General features: G+C 63.4%; 16 protein-coding genes and 1 tRNA gene. 5 read left to right on the top strand and 12 right to left on the bottom strand.

Annotated elements, in window-relative coordinates; all coding sequences use genetic code 11:
* Positions 1–102: 102 nt before the first annotated feature.
* Positions 103–2,484, bottom strand: a complete 2,382-nt coding sequence (locus H8S47_RS15365) for a hypothetical protein (protein ID WP_235982949.1) — start codon at positions 2,482–2,484, stop codon at positions 103–105.
* A 387-nt stretch (positions 2,485–2,871) separates the two neighbouring features.
* Between H8S47_RS15365 and H8S47_RS15360 the strand changes: the two genes are divergently transcribed.
* The 4 genes from H8S47_RS15360 (at position 2,872) to H8S47_RS15345 (ending at position 5,871) form a co-directional block, all read left to right on the top strand.
* Positions 2,872–4,218 carry a hypothetical protein gene (locus H8S47_RS15360; protein WP_187504668.1) on the top strand — a complete coding sequence of 449 codons (1,347 nt, stop codon included), beginning with the start codon at positions 2,872–2,874 and terminating at the stop codon, positions 4,216–4,218.
* A gap of 80 nt (positions 4,219–4,298) precedes the next feature.
* Positions 4,299–4,814 (top strand): DUF2975 domain-containing protein, encoded by a 516-nt coding sequence (locus H8S47_RS15355; protein ID WP_187504667.1) that lies wholly within the window; start codon positions 4,299–4,301, stop codon positions 4,812–4,814.
* The gene (locus H8S47_RS15350) at positions 4,814–5,032 is read left to right on the top strand and encodes a helix-turn-helix domain-containing protein (protein WP_187504666.1); all 219 of its coding nucleotides are present in this window, start codon (positions 4,814–4,816) and stop codon (positions 5,030–5,032) included. The genes H8S47_RS15355 and H8S47_RS15350 overlap by 1 nt, the downstream gene beginning before the upstream one ends.
* Positions 5,029–5,871 carry a hypothetical protein gene (locus tag H8S47_RS15345; RefSeq protein WP_187504665.1) on the top strand — a complete coding sequence of 281 codons (843 nt, stop codon included), beginning with the start codon at positions 5,029–5,031 and terminating at the stop codon, positions 5,869–5,871. The genes H8S47_RS15350 and H8S47_RS15345 overlap by 4 nt, the downstream gene beginning before the upstream one ends.
* Positions 5,872–6,165: 294 nt before the next feature.
* Here the strand turns inward: H8S47_RS15345 and rplL are convergent, their stop codons facing one another.
* The 4 genes from rplL to rplK all read right to left on the bottom strand — a co-directional run bounded on the left by rplL (position 6,166) and on the right by rplK (position 8,924).
* Positions 6,166–6,540: a 50S ribosomal protein L7/L12 gene (gene rplL, locus H8S47_RS15340; RefSeq protein ID WP_056047577.1), complete on the bottom strand. Its 375-nt coding sequence runs from the start codon at positions 6,538–6,540 to the stop codon at positions 6,166–6,168.
* Between the two features lie 64 nt (positions 6,541–6,604).
* Entirely contained in the window at positions 6,605–7,120 is a 516-nt protein-coding gene (rplJ, locus tag H8S47_RS15335; RefSeq protein WP_055879768.1) for a 50S ribosomal protein L10, read from the bottom strand.
* A 675-nt stretch (positions 7,121–7,795) separates the two neighbouring features.
* Positions 7,796–8,488, bottom strand: coding sequence for a 50S ribosomal protein L1 (rplA, locus tag H8S47_RS15330; protein ID WP_136189394.1), 693 nt, complete (start codon positions 8,486–8,488; stop codon positions 7,796–7,798).
* 4 nt (positions 8,489–8,492) lie between these two features.
* Complete coding sequence (gene rplK, locus H8S47_RS15325) at positions 8,493–8,924, bottom strand: 50S ribosomal protein L11 (protein ID WP_031392847.1); 432 nt, start codon at positions 8,922–8,924, stop codon at positions 8,493–8,495.
* Between the two features lie 421 nt (positions 8,925–9,345).
* Here rplK and H8S47_RS15320 point away from each other — a divergent pair, with 421 nt between their 5' ends.
* Positions 9,346–10,335 carry a hypothetical protein gene (locus tag H8S47_RS15320; RefSeq protein ID WP_187504664.1) on the top strand — a complete coding sequence of 330 codons (990 nt, stop codon included), beginning with the start codon at positions 9,346–9,348 and terminating at the stop codon, positions 10,333–10,335.
* A gap of 204 nt (positions 10,336–10,539) precedes the next feature.
* Here H8S47_RS15320 and H8S47_RS15315 read toward each other — a convergent pair whose 3' ends face one another.
* The 7 genes from H8S47_RS15315 to H8S47_RS15285 form a co-directional block, all read right to left on the bottom strand.
* Positions 10,540–11,187, bottom strand: a complete 648-nt coding sequence (locus H8S47_RS15315; protein ID WP_187504663.1) for an MAE_28990/MAE_18760 family HEPN-like nuclease — start codon at positions 11,185–11,187, stop codon at positions 10,540–10,542.
* Positions 11,184–12,290 carry a DUF262 domain-containing protein gene (locus H8S47_RS15310; protein WP_187504662.1) on the bottom strand — a complete coding sequence of 369 codons (1,107 nt, stop codon included), beginning with the start codon at positions 12,288–12,290 and terminating at the stop codon, positions 11,184–11,186. The genes H8S47_RS15315 and H8S47_RS15310 overlap by 4 nt, the downstream gene beginning before the upstream one ends.
* Before the next feature lie 146 nt (positions 12,291–12,436).
* Entirely contained in the window at positions 12,437–12,721 is a 285-nt protein-coding gene (locus tag H8S47_RS15305) for a helix-turn-helix domain-containing protein (protein WP_187504661.1), read from the bottom strand.
* Entirely contained in the window at positions 12,721–13,113 is a 393-nt protein-coding gene (locus H8S47_RS15300) for a type II toxin-antitoxin system RelE/ParE family toxin (RefSeq protein ID WP_187504660.1), read from the bottom strand. The genes H8S47_RS15305 and H8S47_RS15300 overlap by 1 nt, the downstream gene beginning before the upstream one ends.
* A 186-nt stretch (positions 13,114–13,299) precedes the next feature.
* Entirely contained in the window at positions 13,300–13,836 is a 537-nt protein-coding gene (gene nusG, locus H8S47_RS15295) for a transcription termination/antitermination protein NusG (protein WP_055872668.1), read from the bottom strand.
* A gap of 13 nt (positions 13,837–13,849) precedes the next feature.
* Positions 13,850–14,047 (bottom strand): preprotein translocase subunit SecE, encoded by a 198-nt coding sequence (secE, locus tag H8S47_RS15290; RefSeq protein ID WP_055872665.1) that lies wholly within the window; start codon positions 14,045–14,047, stop codon positions 13,850–13,852.
* A gap of 553 nt (positions 14,048–14,600) precedes the next feature.
* Positions 14,601–14,677 (bottom strand) — tRNA-Trp (locus H8S47_RS15285).
* Positions 14,678–14,776 lie beyond the last annotated feature (99 nt).

Below are 14,776 nucleotides of genomic sequence, written 5' to 3'. Positions count from 1 at the left end.
ACGGAGGGGGAGGACACGGAGCGGCGGTTTCGCTTACCTCCCCCTCCGCCTGGCAAGAGCCAGCCACCTCCCCCTGACGGGGGAGGATCGCAGGGTGGGACGCTAGCTCTTCACCGCCACCGTAGCCGTCACCCCTGGATCATCCCGCAACCGCAGATACAGCATCCCCCCAACCGGTTTCGGCACCGCAAACGCCCCCCCGGTAAACCCCTCCGGCACCAGAGCCGCCTCCGCAAACCCCGCATTCGCCGCCACCGACTCGATCAAAAAGAGATCCGTCCCCGCCAGCGTGCAAGCCTCCGCACAGGTCACCCCGGTAACACCCGGCACGCGTACCAGGGTCGTCAACGGCACCCAGTCGCCCGCGACCCCATTCTGCACCAGTCGCCACTTGAGCGGCCCATGCGCCGAAACCCCAAGCGCCTTGCCCGGCTCGACCGTCGCCACTGCGATCCGATCGTCCTGCACGGTCAACCCGCGCCCCGACGAAACACTCGTGGTCGTCTTCCCGTCCGCCGTCGCGATCTCGACGCTATCGCCAGCGGAAAACCGCGTACCCTCGGCGCGCAGCGAAAACGTCAGTCGGGCATCCTGCGCGATCGCCGTATCCCCGACCAGCACGATGGGAAGCCCGGGGGAGGGGGCCACCGCAACGCTCTTCGCGATCAGCGTCGCCTTCGGCCGCGCCGCCGCGACGACGAACTTCACCGACCGCTTTCGCCCATCCGTCAACGTGACAAGCGCCGTCTTCGCCTGACCCGCCGCAAACGCCGGCGCCGTATCCGCGACCAACCCCAGCCGATCCACCTTGTCGGCCCGCACGACCTCACCCGGCTTGAACGCCACGCCGTCCACGGTCATCGACGCCACCAGATCCAGCCGCGTCCCCGCCAGCGTCCCCGCAGTATCGCCCGCGTAGAGCGTCAGGCCATCGATCCGCCCCGCCTCGGCGAGCGCGGTCAGCGCGATTTTGTCCGGCGCCTCGACGCCATATTGCTTCACCAGCAGCGACAGTTTCCCCGGCGCGGTCTTCGCCAGCGGCAGGGTCAGCCCGATCCGATCCCCCGTCGTCGTCCACGCGAGCGGCACCTGACCCGCATCGCTCACCAGCGTCACCGCCTCAACGCAACTCGGCGTCGGCCCGGCCAGCGCCACCGCATTGTCGCGGCCCACGACCAGGCTCTCGGGATCGGTATCGACCATCGTCCATCCACCGGCGCGCGGCACCTGCAACCGAAACCGCGGCCCGTCGAACGGCGTGAACCCCCAGCGGCCATGCAACGTCGCATCGGTCACGCTGCCAAGCCCGGCGGTCCGCATGCCGACCTGATCGAGCACATACCCGCCACGCTCGGCATCCGCCTGCACCGGCAGTTCGACCACGCCACCCTGCGGCGTCGTCACGCGCAAGCTCATGTCGTGCGCAAACTTCGTCGCATAGATCAGCGGCGCCCCCTCGACCGGCAGAACCAGGTCGGGCCGCGCCGCACAGACCAGTCGGTCCGCCTCCGCCCGCCGCATCGTCGGAGTCTGCGGCGCGCCCGTCTCGATCACCGGCATCGCGACCACCATCACCGATTTCGGGCTCGCAAACGACGGCGCCGCATTCAGCAACAGCGCCAGCCGATCGTCATGCGCCCGCGCCAGCGCCGGAATATACCGGAACTGCGTCGACTGGAACGCGCCGAAGATCTTCGCAAGATCGCGCACCACGCCGATATACGGGCTGTAATACCCAAGCCCGCCCTCCGGCGTCGCGCTCAACTGCAATGCCAGATCGGTCGGCGCACCCACCAGCGTATCCGCCAGCGTCGAACTCTGCCCATCCGCCAGCACCAGCGAATCGCGGCTTTGCGTCAGGCAGGAGGCTTGCAGATCCGCCGCCAGATCGAGGCATTCCGCCTTCAGCTTGATTGCCAGACTGCGCGACAGCAACGGCGACACCGCCTCGATCCGCTCGGGCCGCGTCCGCTCCAGCGCATGGATCCCGTCGAGAAACGCATCGAGCCGCGCGCGATCGAGCGACGCCTGGTCGAGATCCTGCACCGCGCGCACGAACGCTCCCGGCTGCTTGCGCACCGCCGACACGACCGCATCGAACCCGCCGCTCTCCGGCACCAGGAACACGACAAGTTGCCGCGCGCCCTCCGGCACCTTCAACGCGAGCGCGTTCTTCTTCTCTTTCCACGTCTCGGCTTTGAAGAACCACGATTTCGGCGGCGGCTCGGTCGCACCCCGCAGGAATGCCGCGACCAGCAGATAGCGCGCGCCATCGTCCTTCTTGCCGGTTGGCAGATCCGCCGCGATCGACACGCGGTCGCCGGTCGCGAGCTTGGGCACCCGCGCGATCGGCAGCGTCGTCGTCCCATGCGTCACGGCGACGCGCAGGGTCGGCCCGGTCAGGTCGAACGGCGCAGGGTCGGCCCGCGCAGCCACGGGCACGAGGGCGGCTGCCAGCGCGCAGAACGGAAGAAATCGAAGCATCATCACGGGCGATCTCGTCGTCGGAAGCATTCCCGATGGCCTGTACCGGTGTCGAGAATAGGGCAACCCCGCGGCAAGTTGAGCCCGCCGCCCGCCCGATCCCACTAATCCTCCCCCGCCAGGGGGAGGTGGCTGGCCCTTGCCAGACGGAGGGGGAGGCACGCGAAACCGCAGCTGTGTGTCCGCTACTTCGGCGCCCACTCTGCGGCAAAGGCAACTACATCGACGAACGCCACACCGCCCCCCGATCGGCCACCCCCACCACAACCCCACCCACGTCTCACCGCTACCCAGGTGCGCCTCGTCGCATCGCGGGTTGCCGTAGGGCCGTGTTCAGCCTCCCCCGCCCACAACGACGCGACGACCGCGCGCAGGGGATTTTCGACGATGACGACCGACCGCGGGGCCTTGGCCGCCCTGCTCGCCACCATGACGATGCTCGCGTCGGCGAGCCCGGCGCTGGCGCAGACCGAGCAGACCGCGCCCGTTCGCGGACTGGAAGGGCTGGCGAACCCCGCGCCGCAGACCAACGCGACCGTCCCGATCCCCGACGCGCCGAAGATAGTCCTGCCCACCGAGACGCCGACACCGCAGCGCACGCCGAGCCCGCGCCCTACGGATAAGCCTGCTACCGAAAAGACCAATGCGGCAAAGACCAATGCGGCAAAGACCGAACGTCCCGCCGCGCGCAACGAACCGGAAACGCGGACCCGCAACGCCACGGACGCCGCACGGTCGTCGACCTCGGCCGAGTCTGCCCGGGTAGCCGAGCCTGCCCCGGTAGCGACACCTGCACCCGAGCCAACGGTGGCCCCGCCGCCGACCGAGGCACCGGTTACCGATGCAGCCCCGCAGCCCGCGCCGCAAACCGTACCCGATGCGACGCCCGCGCCGACCTCGCAACCGACGATCGCCGCGCCGGAGACGGGCAGGGCGATGCCGCTCTGGCTGTCGCTCGCCGTCATCGTCGTGGTGCTCGCCGCACTGTGGGTACTCCGCCGCAAACCTCGCGGCCGTCGTCAGGACCAAATGGAGCTCGAAACCGTCGCCGAGCCCACACCGGAGCCCGCCGCACCCGAACCCGTTGCGCGTCCCGCCGCCGCCGCCGCCACCCCAGTGGAGCCCAAAGCCACGCCGGCAGCACCTGCCGTCGCAGCAGTCCCCGCGACCGCGATCGCTGCGCCGAAATTCCTCGAACCCCGTGCAAAAACGCCCCCGCCGCCGCCAGCGGCCCCCCGAGCCCGCGTCACCTGCGATCTCCGCCCCTTGCGCGCCGGCCTCAACCTCCTCAGCGCCACCGTCGAGTGCGAACTCGTCGTCACCAACGCCGGCACTGCGCCAGCCGAGGCGGTCCGCACCGGCGTCGCCCTCCTTACCGCGCACGCAGGTCAGGACACCGATCTCGCCCGGTTCAATGCCGCCCCGATCGGTCGCCCGACCACGCCGCCCTTCGCGCTGGCACCCGGCGAATCGCGCACCATCCGCACCGTCGTGGCCATCGCCCGCGACGCGATCCAGACGATGACCGCCGCCGACCGCCCGATGTTCGTCCCCGTCGTCGCCACCAACATCCTCTACGCCACCGCCGGCGACGACGCCCAGACGGCGCGCGCCTGGGTCGTCGGCATCGAACGCGTCGACTCCGCAAAGCTCGCCCCGTTCTGGCTCGACGCGCCCGCGCGCATGTTCACGACCGTTGCCGTTCGCCCCCACGGTGCCGAGTTCGAACGCTAGGCGCACCGGACAGCAGAAACCGCACGCTTGACGTTTATCGATAAACGATACATATCGTTTTTCGATAAGCGGAGGGTGGCATGCAGGATCGATTTCTAGGCATCGCGAGCGGACTTGTACGGTTTGCGCACTGGTTGAACTTGGTGGTCGCTATCGGTTTCGTGATCGCGATCATCTTGTCGTTCGTGTTCGGCGACGCGCTCACAACCCAGATTTCCGCCAAATATCACGGCCAGCACGTCGCCGAGACGGTCGCGTACCTCCGCATCGTTGCGGTGATAAGCATCGCTGTCTGCGCTGCCGTCTACCAGCTTTTCAGTCGCCTGCTGGCGATCGTCGAGACCGTGCGCGCTGGTGATCCGTTCGTCGTCGCCAATGCCGACCGGCTTCAGAGGATCGGTTGGGCGTTGTGCGCTATCCAGGTGCTGGACCTCGTCTTCGGCGCAATCGTGCTGATGCTCGACCGCATCGGCGTCGAACATGCGACGTGGGTTCCCGGTTTCACCGGATGGATCGGCGTGGTGATGATCTTCGTGCTCGCCCGCGTGTTCCGGCTCGGCGCGGCGATGCGCGACGATCTGGCGATGACCGTCTGATGCCCGTCATCGTCACGCTCGACGCCGTGCTCGCCGCGCGCGGCATGACGCTGACCGAGCTGTCGCAGACCGTCGACATCACGATGGCAAACCTGTCGATCCTGAAGACAGGCAAGGCGAAAGCGATCCGTTTCTCGACGCTGGAGGCGCTCTGCCGCGTGCTCGACTGCCAGCCGGGCGAGATCCTGAGTTTTACGCAAGAGGGGGAAGATGCATGACCGACAGTGACAACACACGCCGGACGGACGTGGGAATCCTTGGTGCGTTCCGCAGCGTCGGGCGCGCGATGGTCGAGACCTATCGGCATGGCGGACATATGGTCGTCATGGCGCCGCTGATACTGGCGATCGCTGTCGTGCCGGAATTCCTGCAACATATCGGCGAGATCCATCTGGGGATGTTCGACTCGGTCGACCGGTTCCGCGCGCTCGCCAACGATCCGCTGCGCTGGAGCTTTGGTTATGTGAAGGTGGCGGGGTTCATCATCGCCATTCTCGCCACCGCGCGATTCTGGTCGGTCGGGTCCGTCCGCCGCACGCTGCTCGTGCCGCCGCTTGTTCTGGTCAAGGTCGTGGGTGGCTTGCTGCTCGGCTACGCACTGGCGCTGCCGTTCGAATGGCTGGGCAAGCAGGGTCTGTCGATTGCGATCGGCATTCCGTTCAAGATCGTCTCGGCGGTCATTCAGGCGGGTATTCTGATCTACGTCGTCGGCGCGTTGCTGGAAGACCGATCGGTGACGGCAAAGCGGGCGATGACCTCGCTCCTGCCCGCCGCGATCCTGCTCTGCGTCCTCGCGGCCATCGCCTTTGCGCCGTCGCAGTTGCTGCACATGGTGAACCACAAACTGGCCCTGGGTCAGCCGCTGCCGATCGTCTGGGCGCTGATGATCTTCGATGCGCTGTGGGTCGGGCTGTTCGCAGGCTTGGTCGGGTCGGCGTTGTTCGTTGGGTCGAGGACCGGGCTGACCTGGCAGGGCTGGACCGTGCGGCCTCGCGATCTGGGTGTGGTGAGTAAGCGGACGCTCGACGCGGCACAGTTTGAAGCTCGGACAGTCTGATCCTCATGGTGCCACCCCGGCGAAGGCCGGGGCCCAGGTGGGAAAGCCAGCGTGATAGCGTGCAGCGTTTCGCTACCCCCGTTTCTCAACTGGGCCCCGGCCTTCGCCGGGGTGGGGTTTACGGAGTGATCTTCCCGCATACGAAAAAGGGCGACCCCATCGCTGGGGCCGCCCTTTTTCTTAGCTGCGGCCAGCAGGGGCAAAGCCCCTGCTTCGTCGGTCGGTGCAGGCACCGCCGGCCGGCCTTGCGGGAATGCGACTTAGCCTAAGCTAAATCGTCTCTCCCGCTGCGGCTTACTTGACCTCGACGGTCGCACCGGCTGCTTCGAGCTGCGCCTTGATCTTGGCGGCCTCGTCCTTCGACACGCCTTCCTTGACGGCCTTGGGAGCCGACTCGACCAGCGTCTTGGCTTCGGTGAGGCCGAGCGCGGTGATCGCACGGACTTCCTTGATGACGTTGATCTTCTTGCCACCGTCGCCGGTCAGGATGACGTCGAATTCGGTCTGCTCTTCTGCTGCAGGAGCAGCGGCGCCGCCGCCTGCTGCCGGTGCTGCGACCGCTGCTGCGGCCGAAACGCCCCACTTCTCTTCGAGCAGCTTCGAAAGCTCAGCTGCTTCGAGAACGGTCAGTTCGCTCAGGCTCTCAACGAGCGCGTTCAGGTCTGCCATGATAAATCTCCATCTCGGGGCTCATGCCCCATCAGTTCAAAAAGGTAACGAAAGGCCTGCAAGATCAGGCGGCTTCCTTCTCCGCGTAGGCGGAAAGCACGCGCGCGAGCTGCGCTGCCGGAGCCTGCGTGATCGTTGCCAGCTTCGTGGCGGGTGCCACGATGAGGCCAACGATCTTGGCACGCAGTTCGTCCAGCGAGGGCAGCGTTGCGAGCGCCTTCACACCGTCGACGTCGAGGGTCGTCGCGCCCATCGCCCCACCCACGATTTCGAACTTGTCGTTCGTCTTCGCGAATTCCACGACCACCTTGGCGGCCGCGACGGGATCGATGGAGCTGGCCAGACCGACCGGACCCGTGAGCATGTCGCCCAGCGAGCTGTAGTCGGTGCCGTCCATTGCGATCTTGGCAAGCTTGTTCTTCGAGACCTTGTAGGTCGCGCCGGCATCGCGCATCTTGTTCCGCAGCACAGTGGACTGTGCGACGGTCAGGCCGAGGTTGCGCGTGACAACGACGACGCCGACCTCGGAAAAGGTGCGGTTCAGCTCGGCTACGGCCGCGGTCTTTTGATCACGATCCATGCCATTCTCCACGTTTTACGAGTTCACCGCTTGCGCAGTGGACCCGGTTACTAACCGGAGGCGCAGACAAACCCGCGCTTCCGGGGTGTCTCGTCGATGGGGCATGGGAGAGGGGCGGCGCGCAGATGGGCCGACAAAATCTCATTCCCCGTCTAGGTGGGAGATTAAGCACCGGCAAACCCTGTGCACCCACTGTCTCGGACGGAGTTCGACGAGCAAGCCCGCCGAACGAAGGTGCCGCTTAGCGGAATATGCGGGGGAGTCAAGTTGAGGTGCTCGGGTGGCGCGTGTGATCGCGGGCGGGCCACGCTTCCTTGTTCTCCCGCGAAGGCTGGAGCCCAGTCTGGATCCCCGCCTTCGCGGGTAAGCAAGCCTCGGTGCCGTTCGGGCGGATCACGCACTACTCGTCATCCTGACGAAAGTCAGGACCCAGAGCCACATGGGGCACCGTCCGTAACCCTGGGTCCTGACTTCCGTCAGGATGACGGGAGTGGGGAAGGGGGTGTTCGTCGAACGACCGGTCTGCTCCACACGCAAGAAGGGCCGGGATCGCTCCCGGCCCTTCTCAAATCGCAGCGGCAGGACGGGAGTAAATCCCGTCCTCGTCGGTCGCGGTTGCCCGCGCCGGCCGCGCTTTCGCCGTCTCGTGACTAGCTCGCGCTAGCCACGTGCGGCTCAGGCGCCAGCAACTTCAGCCGTGTCGACCTTGATGCCCGCACCCATGGTCGACGAGATCGCGACCTTCTGGACGTACTTGCCCTTGGCGCCGGTCGGCTTCGCCTTGACCACTGCGTCGACCAGTGCGTCGAAGTTCGCGCGCAGGTCTTCCGCCGGGAACGACGCCTTGCCGATGCCCGAATGGATGATGCCGGCCTTCTCGACGCGGTATTCGATCTGGCCGCCCTTGGCCGCCTGAACCGCGGCGGCGACGTTCATCGTCACCGTGCCGAGCTTCGGGTTCGGCATCAGGCCCTTGGGACCCAGCACCTTACCGAGGCGACCGACGATGCCCATCATGTCCGGGGTCGCGATGCAGCGATCGAAATCGATCGTGCCACCCTGGATGATTTCCATCAGGTCTTCGGCGCCGACGACGTCTGCGCCTGCTGCGAGTGCCTCTTCAGCCTTCGCGCCGCGGGCGAACACGCCGACGCGGACGGTCTTGCCGGTGCCCTTGGGCAGCGTGACGACGCCGCGGACCATCTGGTCTGCGTGACGCGGATCGACGCCCAGGTTCAGCGCGACTTCGATCGTCTCGTCGAACTTCGACGTGGCGCCCGACCGTGCGAGACCGATGGCCTCGTCGATGCCGTGCAGCTTGACGAGGTCGACCGTGACGGCCTTCTGCTTCTTGCTCAGCTTAGCCATGATCTCAGCCCTCCACCACTTCGAGGCCCATTGCGCGGGCGCTGCCTTCGATGATCTTCGTCGCAGCGTCGATATCGTTGGCGTTGAGGTCCTTCATCTTCGTCGTGGCGATCTCGCTCAGCTGGCTGCGCTTGATCTTGCCGGCGACGACCTTGCCCGGCTCCTTCGAACCCGACTTGAGACCGGCGGCCTCCTTGATCAGGTACGAGGCAGGCGGGGTCTTGGTCTCGAACGAGAACGAGCGATCCGCATAGACCGTGATGACGGTCGGGATCGGCATGCCCTTCTTCAGTTCGCTCGTGCCGGCGTTGAACGCCTTGCAGAACTCCATGATGTTGACGCCGCGCTGACCCAGCGCAGGCCCGATCGGCGGCGCAGGCTTTGCCTCGCCTGCAGGCACCTGCAGCTTGATGTATCCGGTAATCTTTTTAGCCATGTCACTCTCTTATATTGGGCTTTGAGCGCAACAGCGCCTCGCCCGGTGAGTCTAGCGGTGATGGCGGCTACCGTGTCGGCAACCTCCCGCAATTCCAACAATGAAGGTGGAAGCCGGCGCGCATACCCCAAAACCCGCAAAGCGGCAACACCCGCTTCCCCCTTCTTCGCCGCGCCCTTCTCCTCCGCGTCTCCGCGCCTCCGCGCGAACCCCGAATCTACTTCTTCTCACTTCCCTTCGCGCCCTCGCGCCTTTGCGTGAACAATCCCTTCCTAACGACTCCCATCGCCCGCTTCCTTGTTCTCCCGCGAAGGCGGGAGCCCAGACTGGATCCCCGCCTTCGCGGGGAAACATTCTCTGCCCCGCCGCACCCAGCACAAGCCCCCTTGCAATGTAGGATATCGAGGCAGACCCACTAGCGATGGCGCGCCCCTTCACCCCCGACCGGTTCACCCGCCGCCAGGCCGCCCAGAACGCCGTGTTCCTCGCAGCCCTCCGCCGCACCGGCAACGCCCGCGAAGCCGCCAGCACGCTAGGCTACAACCGCTCCACCTTCACCAAGCGCCGCGCCGCCCACCCCGCCTTCGCCGCCAAATGGGACGCCGCGCTGGCCTTCGCCTCCGCAGCCCTTAAAGATCCTCCCCGGAACGCAGAGGGGGACCGCCGACCAGAGGCCGGGGGTGGAGGGGGCTCGCCCCAACCGCGACGCACCGACATCACGCCCACCACGACAAGAACCGCCAACGGCCGCCTCCAGCTCCGCCGCCCGCCCGCCAACCGCCTGGGTCACGCCGCCGAGCAAGCCTTCCTCACCGCGCTCTCCGCCACCGCCAACGTCCGCCTCTCGGCCGCCGCCGCCGGCTTCAGCCACTCCGCCTTCTACGCCCGCCGCAAAGCCAGCCCCGCCTTCGCCCGCGAAATGCGCCTCGCGCTGGAACTTGGCTACGAACAGGTCGAGGCAGCGCTACTCGCCAGCATCCTGCCCGGCGCGCACGACCATGACGAGTGGCGCCACAACGATCCCCCGCCGATCCCGCCGATGACCGCGAACCAGGCGCTGCAACTCCTCCACCTCCACGCCAAGACGGTCCACCTCCAGGAGGAGCCGCCGCACATCAAGCGCCGCCGCGGAGAATCGAGCGAAGCCCACAGCTACCGCCTGTCGGCGATGTACGAAGCCCGCCAAGCCCGCGACCGCGAAGCCTTCGACCTCGCCGAAGCCGCCCGCAACGAACGCGGCGAACCGACGCTGACCAACCCGTATCCGGCGCAAAACCCGGTACGCCTGCCCGCGCTCGATCAGGTCACCGGCTGGAGCAAGGCCGACCCGACGAAGGTGGCGCACGATCCGAATGTTGCGCTGTTCGGTGGATGGCGGTTGAAGGGGCTGAAAGGGGTCAGAGTGTCTTGAGAAATAGCCGAACGGCAACTTTAAGGCATTCCTTACGCGGATGCTTGCCACGCCATTTAGCCTTGCCTCTGCATCAAAGGCAGCACTGTGTCACAGCTAAGGGTTTTCGTCGGAAAATTGCCATGCCATCCTTAAAAGGTATTATCCTCGACTAGACCATTCGCAAATATCCATCGCGTAGAAGCTGGCCCAAATCGCCAGCAATTACACCGCCGACACGAGATACGATTTTAGCGTAGCGCGATTGGAAAGGTCGTCGCTGAAACGTCGCATCAGTTTGATCGTACGGTCACTTAGGTCGTCAAGATCGTCTAAATCGACGAACGTTTCCTCGCCATGAGCGATCGCGTTTCTTCGCTTAAGTAAGATGACGTCAACAAAGTTTTCTTCTTCTGCAAAGCTACCTGGATCAAGCCCGCAGACGGCGCAAATCTCACTGAATGTCTCGAAATTCAGATTTGATTTAGTATTGATGAGATCCTCATTTACGCGAGCATAACGAATAGCATCCGATGACATAATTTTATCAATCAATTCCCCTTTTGCCTTTAAGCTGCTGTGAGCCTGGGAGTTAAATTGACTGTAAAAAAAGTTTTTGAGGAATTGTTTTTCGAGAGACGCCAGCGGGAGCTTTCGAAGGGAGATGTGCAAGAGATACTTATAAGATGAGTATCTAATATGGCCTTCCCAATGAGCGTACGCAATGGCTACCAAGGATCGGAGCAGCACTCGCTGCCCAGCTGTGTCGGCTGTTCGTATTGCGTTTTTAAGATCGCTGATCTCTTTGACGCGCCACGTTCTGTCGGAGGCGAGTTGGTCATATAGCTCATTTTCCGAATATGGTTTACTCACGGCTTAAACCAACGCTCCCCGAGTGGAACCGTGTTTTCGATACGTGAGGTACCCCGAACACCCGAAGAGAAAAACTGTTGCGCTATGTTGTCTCGCCAGAAAGTCCCAATTTTTTCTCGAACAAAAGAAATTGGATCATCTAATGCTTTGATTAATTCGATATTTCTGGCAACGCCAACTGCTATTGCTTCAACGGCCACGTTGCCGACTCGGCCAACGTGGCGGTCTCCCTCTTCTCGTCTTAGCGCATCAGCCCCTGCCGCATTGAACAAGAGCGAAAAGACATCCAGTATCAGGCTGCTATCCCTATCTGATTGATTTTGTCTAGCAAGTACAATGATGCCTTCGTCAATATACTCCTCCACATCTAACTTGCCCGGATATGGTACAAAGGTATGAACCAAAAATCTCATTGCAAATTCGATGTGGCGCTGCTTCTGCTCTCCTTCGTCTTTCACCCCAATGATTGACCGGAAGGGTTGGCTCTCGGCTGCCGCCTTTATACTCCTGAAGTAACTACTACTGACCATTAAAACAATAGAGTTGCGCAGTTCCTGAGGATTCGCTACGGTTCCCCCCGAGTTCAATCTTTGGAAAAGATCAAACTTGGTTGCATCATCGCTGGGGCGCTTCAAAATCTCGACGCTTAGTCGCGATCGGCGAACAGCTATCTGTTGCGCTTTTTCCAATACCCGCTGCTCGTCAATCGGAACATCGATTCTCTGATTCTCTTCCCACACTGTGTTGTGCAGTGATGGCAGATAGCGAGTAGCTTCCAAAATTGACGGAGCTCGCAGTGAACCATCCGGATCTCGGAGCTTTCCCATAAATTCCAGTATCGTGGAAAGCCTTTGAAGGCCGTCTACTAACTCCCACTTCGCATCCGCCGTTTCGAACACGAATATTGAAGGTAATGGAATTCCAAGCAACATCGACTCGATGAGCTTTGATTTCTGCCCAGGCTCCCAACGGAATAAGCGCTGAAACTCGGGGTCAACTATAAGTTCCCCTGTTTCGTACAAATTTACTAGTTCACCAACTGACATCTGGTATGCATCGGTTCGAACATTTCGCTGCGCCGCTTGAATTTCGTCGGGTAACATACTCGCCTCGGCCTAAGAGCTTGCGGAACTGTGCGGTTGCACGATGGCGGTGTCGTCACGATCCCGCAAGTGGCGGCCGATTGATCTTGAGGTCGTTTTGTCGAGGCAGTCGGGATATTTTTGTATCCCACTCGCCCTAAATGACCTTATCGCACTTTCGCAATGATCGCCTCGACCCCCTTCGGATCGACCGCGATCATCCTGAGCAGCGTAGCCGATCCGGTATCCGGCAGGCGGCGCCTTTGCTCCCAGTCGCGCAGCGTGCCGACCGGGAAGCGATAGGTTTCGGCGAACGCGCCTTGCGTCAGTTTGGTCGCTGCCCGCACGGCACGGACGTCCACCGTCGCCACCCGCCCGCGATCCGTATCGCCATCGGCGAACGCGATCGCGTCTTCCAGTCCTGCTACGATCTTGTCGAATGCGCTCTTCATCATGTCCTCCGTGACGTGGGCGTATTGGTGCTGTCGGCTCGGGCGTCGCTGGCGGGGCCCCGCGTCAGGCTTGCCGCCAGCGTGCCGATCAATGTCGCCAGAGCATTGCGCTCGGCCTTGGTCAGGCTTGCCTTCTCGGTCTTGCCGAACACGGTCAGCAAGAAGGCGGGCAGGGCGTCACCCGCATAATAGGTAATCACGCGGTAGCCGCCCGATTTGCCGGTACCCGGCTTTCTCACGCGAAGCTTTCGCGCGCCACCGCAACCGGGCATGACCTCACCGATCTGGGGGTTGGCGGAGAGTGTCGAGACGATCGCGACGCGCTCGTCGTCCGTCATGCCGACGTCATCGGCGGCTGAGAGATACGCTTTGGTCTCGACCACCGTATGCATTGTGCGAGATGTACGGCAATGCCGTAATTCGGTCAATGGTCGGCGGGAGTCTGTGGGATTGGCGTTGGTTCACAACCATGCGAGACGCGGGAGTAAATCCCGCGTCGTCGGCCGGGCTTTGGCCCGCCGGCCGGGCTGGCGCCGTCTCGCGATTAGCCCCAGTGGCTAATCGCGTGCGGCTTGGCCTTACTTGCTTCTTTCGACCTGCTCGAACTCGAGCTCGACCGGCGTCGCACGCCCGAAGATCGAGACCGAAACCTTGACGCGGCTGCGGTCGAAGTCGAGTTCTTCCACAAGCCCGTTGAAGGTCGCGAACGGGCCGTCGAGGACCTTGACCTGATCGCCGATCTCGTAATCGACCTTGACCTTCTGCTTGGGCGCAGCGGCGGCTTCTTCCTTGCTGTTCAGCATCCGCGTGGCTTCCGCCTCGCTGATCGCCTGCGGCTTGCCCATGCTGCCGAGGAAGCCCGTCACCTTCGGCGTGTTCTTCACCAGGTGATACACGTCGTCGTTCATGTTCAGCTTGGCGAGCACGTAGCCCGGCATGAACTTGCGCTCGACCGCGATCTTCTTGCCGCGACGGGCTTCGGTGGTGGTTTCGGTCGGGACTTCGATCTGCTCGACGAGCTGTTCGAGACCCATCCGGGTCGCCTCGGCCATGATCGAGTCGCGGACCTTGCCCTCGAAGCCCGAATAGGCGTGAATGATGTACCAGCGCGCCATGACGGAACCTTGCTTACTGAGCGAGTTTGAGGAGAGCGGAGACGATCGCTTGCAGGATCGAGTCGACGCCCAGGAAGAACAGCGCGAGGATCGTCGTCATGATCACCACCATCACGCCGGTCATAACCGTCTCGCGACGCGTCGGCCACGTGACCTTCGCGGTCTCGGTGCGGACCTGCTGGATGAATTCGAGGGGGGACGTCTTCGCCACGATGTTCTTCGAACCCGCTGATTGAGAAACTGAGATGCGAGGCATAGACCCACTAGCCGCTCCCTGTGAAGGGCCGCGACGGCAGGTCCGTCCTCGCTGTCGGAAGCGCGGCAGATAGCTGCCGTCACAGGTGAAAGCAAGTGCGCGGCAGGAGGGGGGCGGGGTTCGTACCGGAAGAGCGGAGGGCGGTGACCGGAGAAGTGGCGGCCGGAGAAGTGGCGGGGGAGAGCGCTTGGGTCACTCGATCCCCCGCACGATCGTCTTGCCGGTGCCGGTTTGACCGGCGGCTCCGCTCCCACGGTTTCTATTTATCGTTCGGCTTGACGACGGCACGCAGGGTGTACGCCGAACGCGGACGAAAAAAAAGGCCGGTACGAGACCGGCCATGAAAGTTTTTAGGAGAGGATGCCTGAAAGGCCTGATCGTTGTGCATCGCAGCACCGGATAGAGCAATTGCGAAAAGTGCATTGCGAAATGCACTTTCTGCAATCGTGATGTACGTGCGAATGCACCGTCCGAAACGGTGCGCTTCAAATTTTGAATTTAATGGGGGTGGCAGGAGTGCTCGGATTCGAACCGAGGGCCTTCGGTTTTGGAGACCGACGCTCTAACCAACTGAGCTACACTCCTACACGGACGCGCCCCTTACCCAGCGTTTTCGCGAAGGGCAAGCGCCTCGCGTGCAATTCGTTATCATGAGGATGATGCGTTGCGCGCGGTCGTGTTTGC

Origin of the sequence: Sphingomonas albertensis, assembly GCF_014358075.1 — a bacterium.
Taxonomy (GTDB): Bacteria; Pseudomonadota; Alphaproteobacteria; order Sphingomonadales; family Sphingomonadaceae; genus Sphingomonas; species Sphingomonas albertensis.
This window is presented reverse-complemented; position numbering and strand designations above follow the sequence as displayed.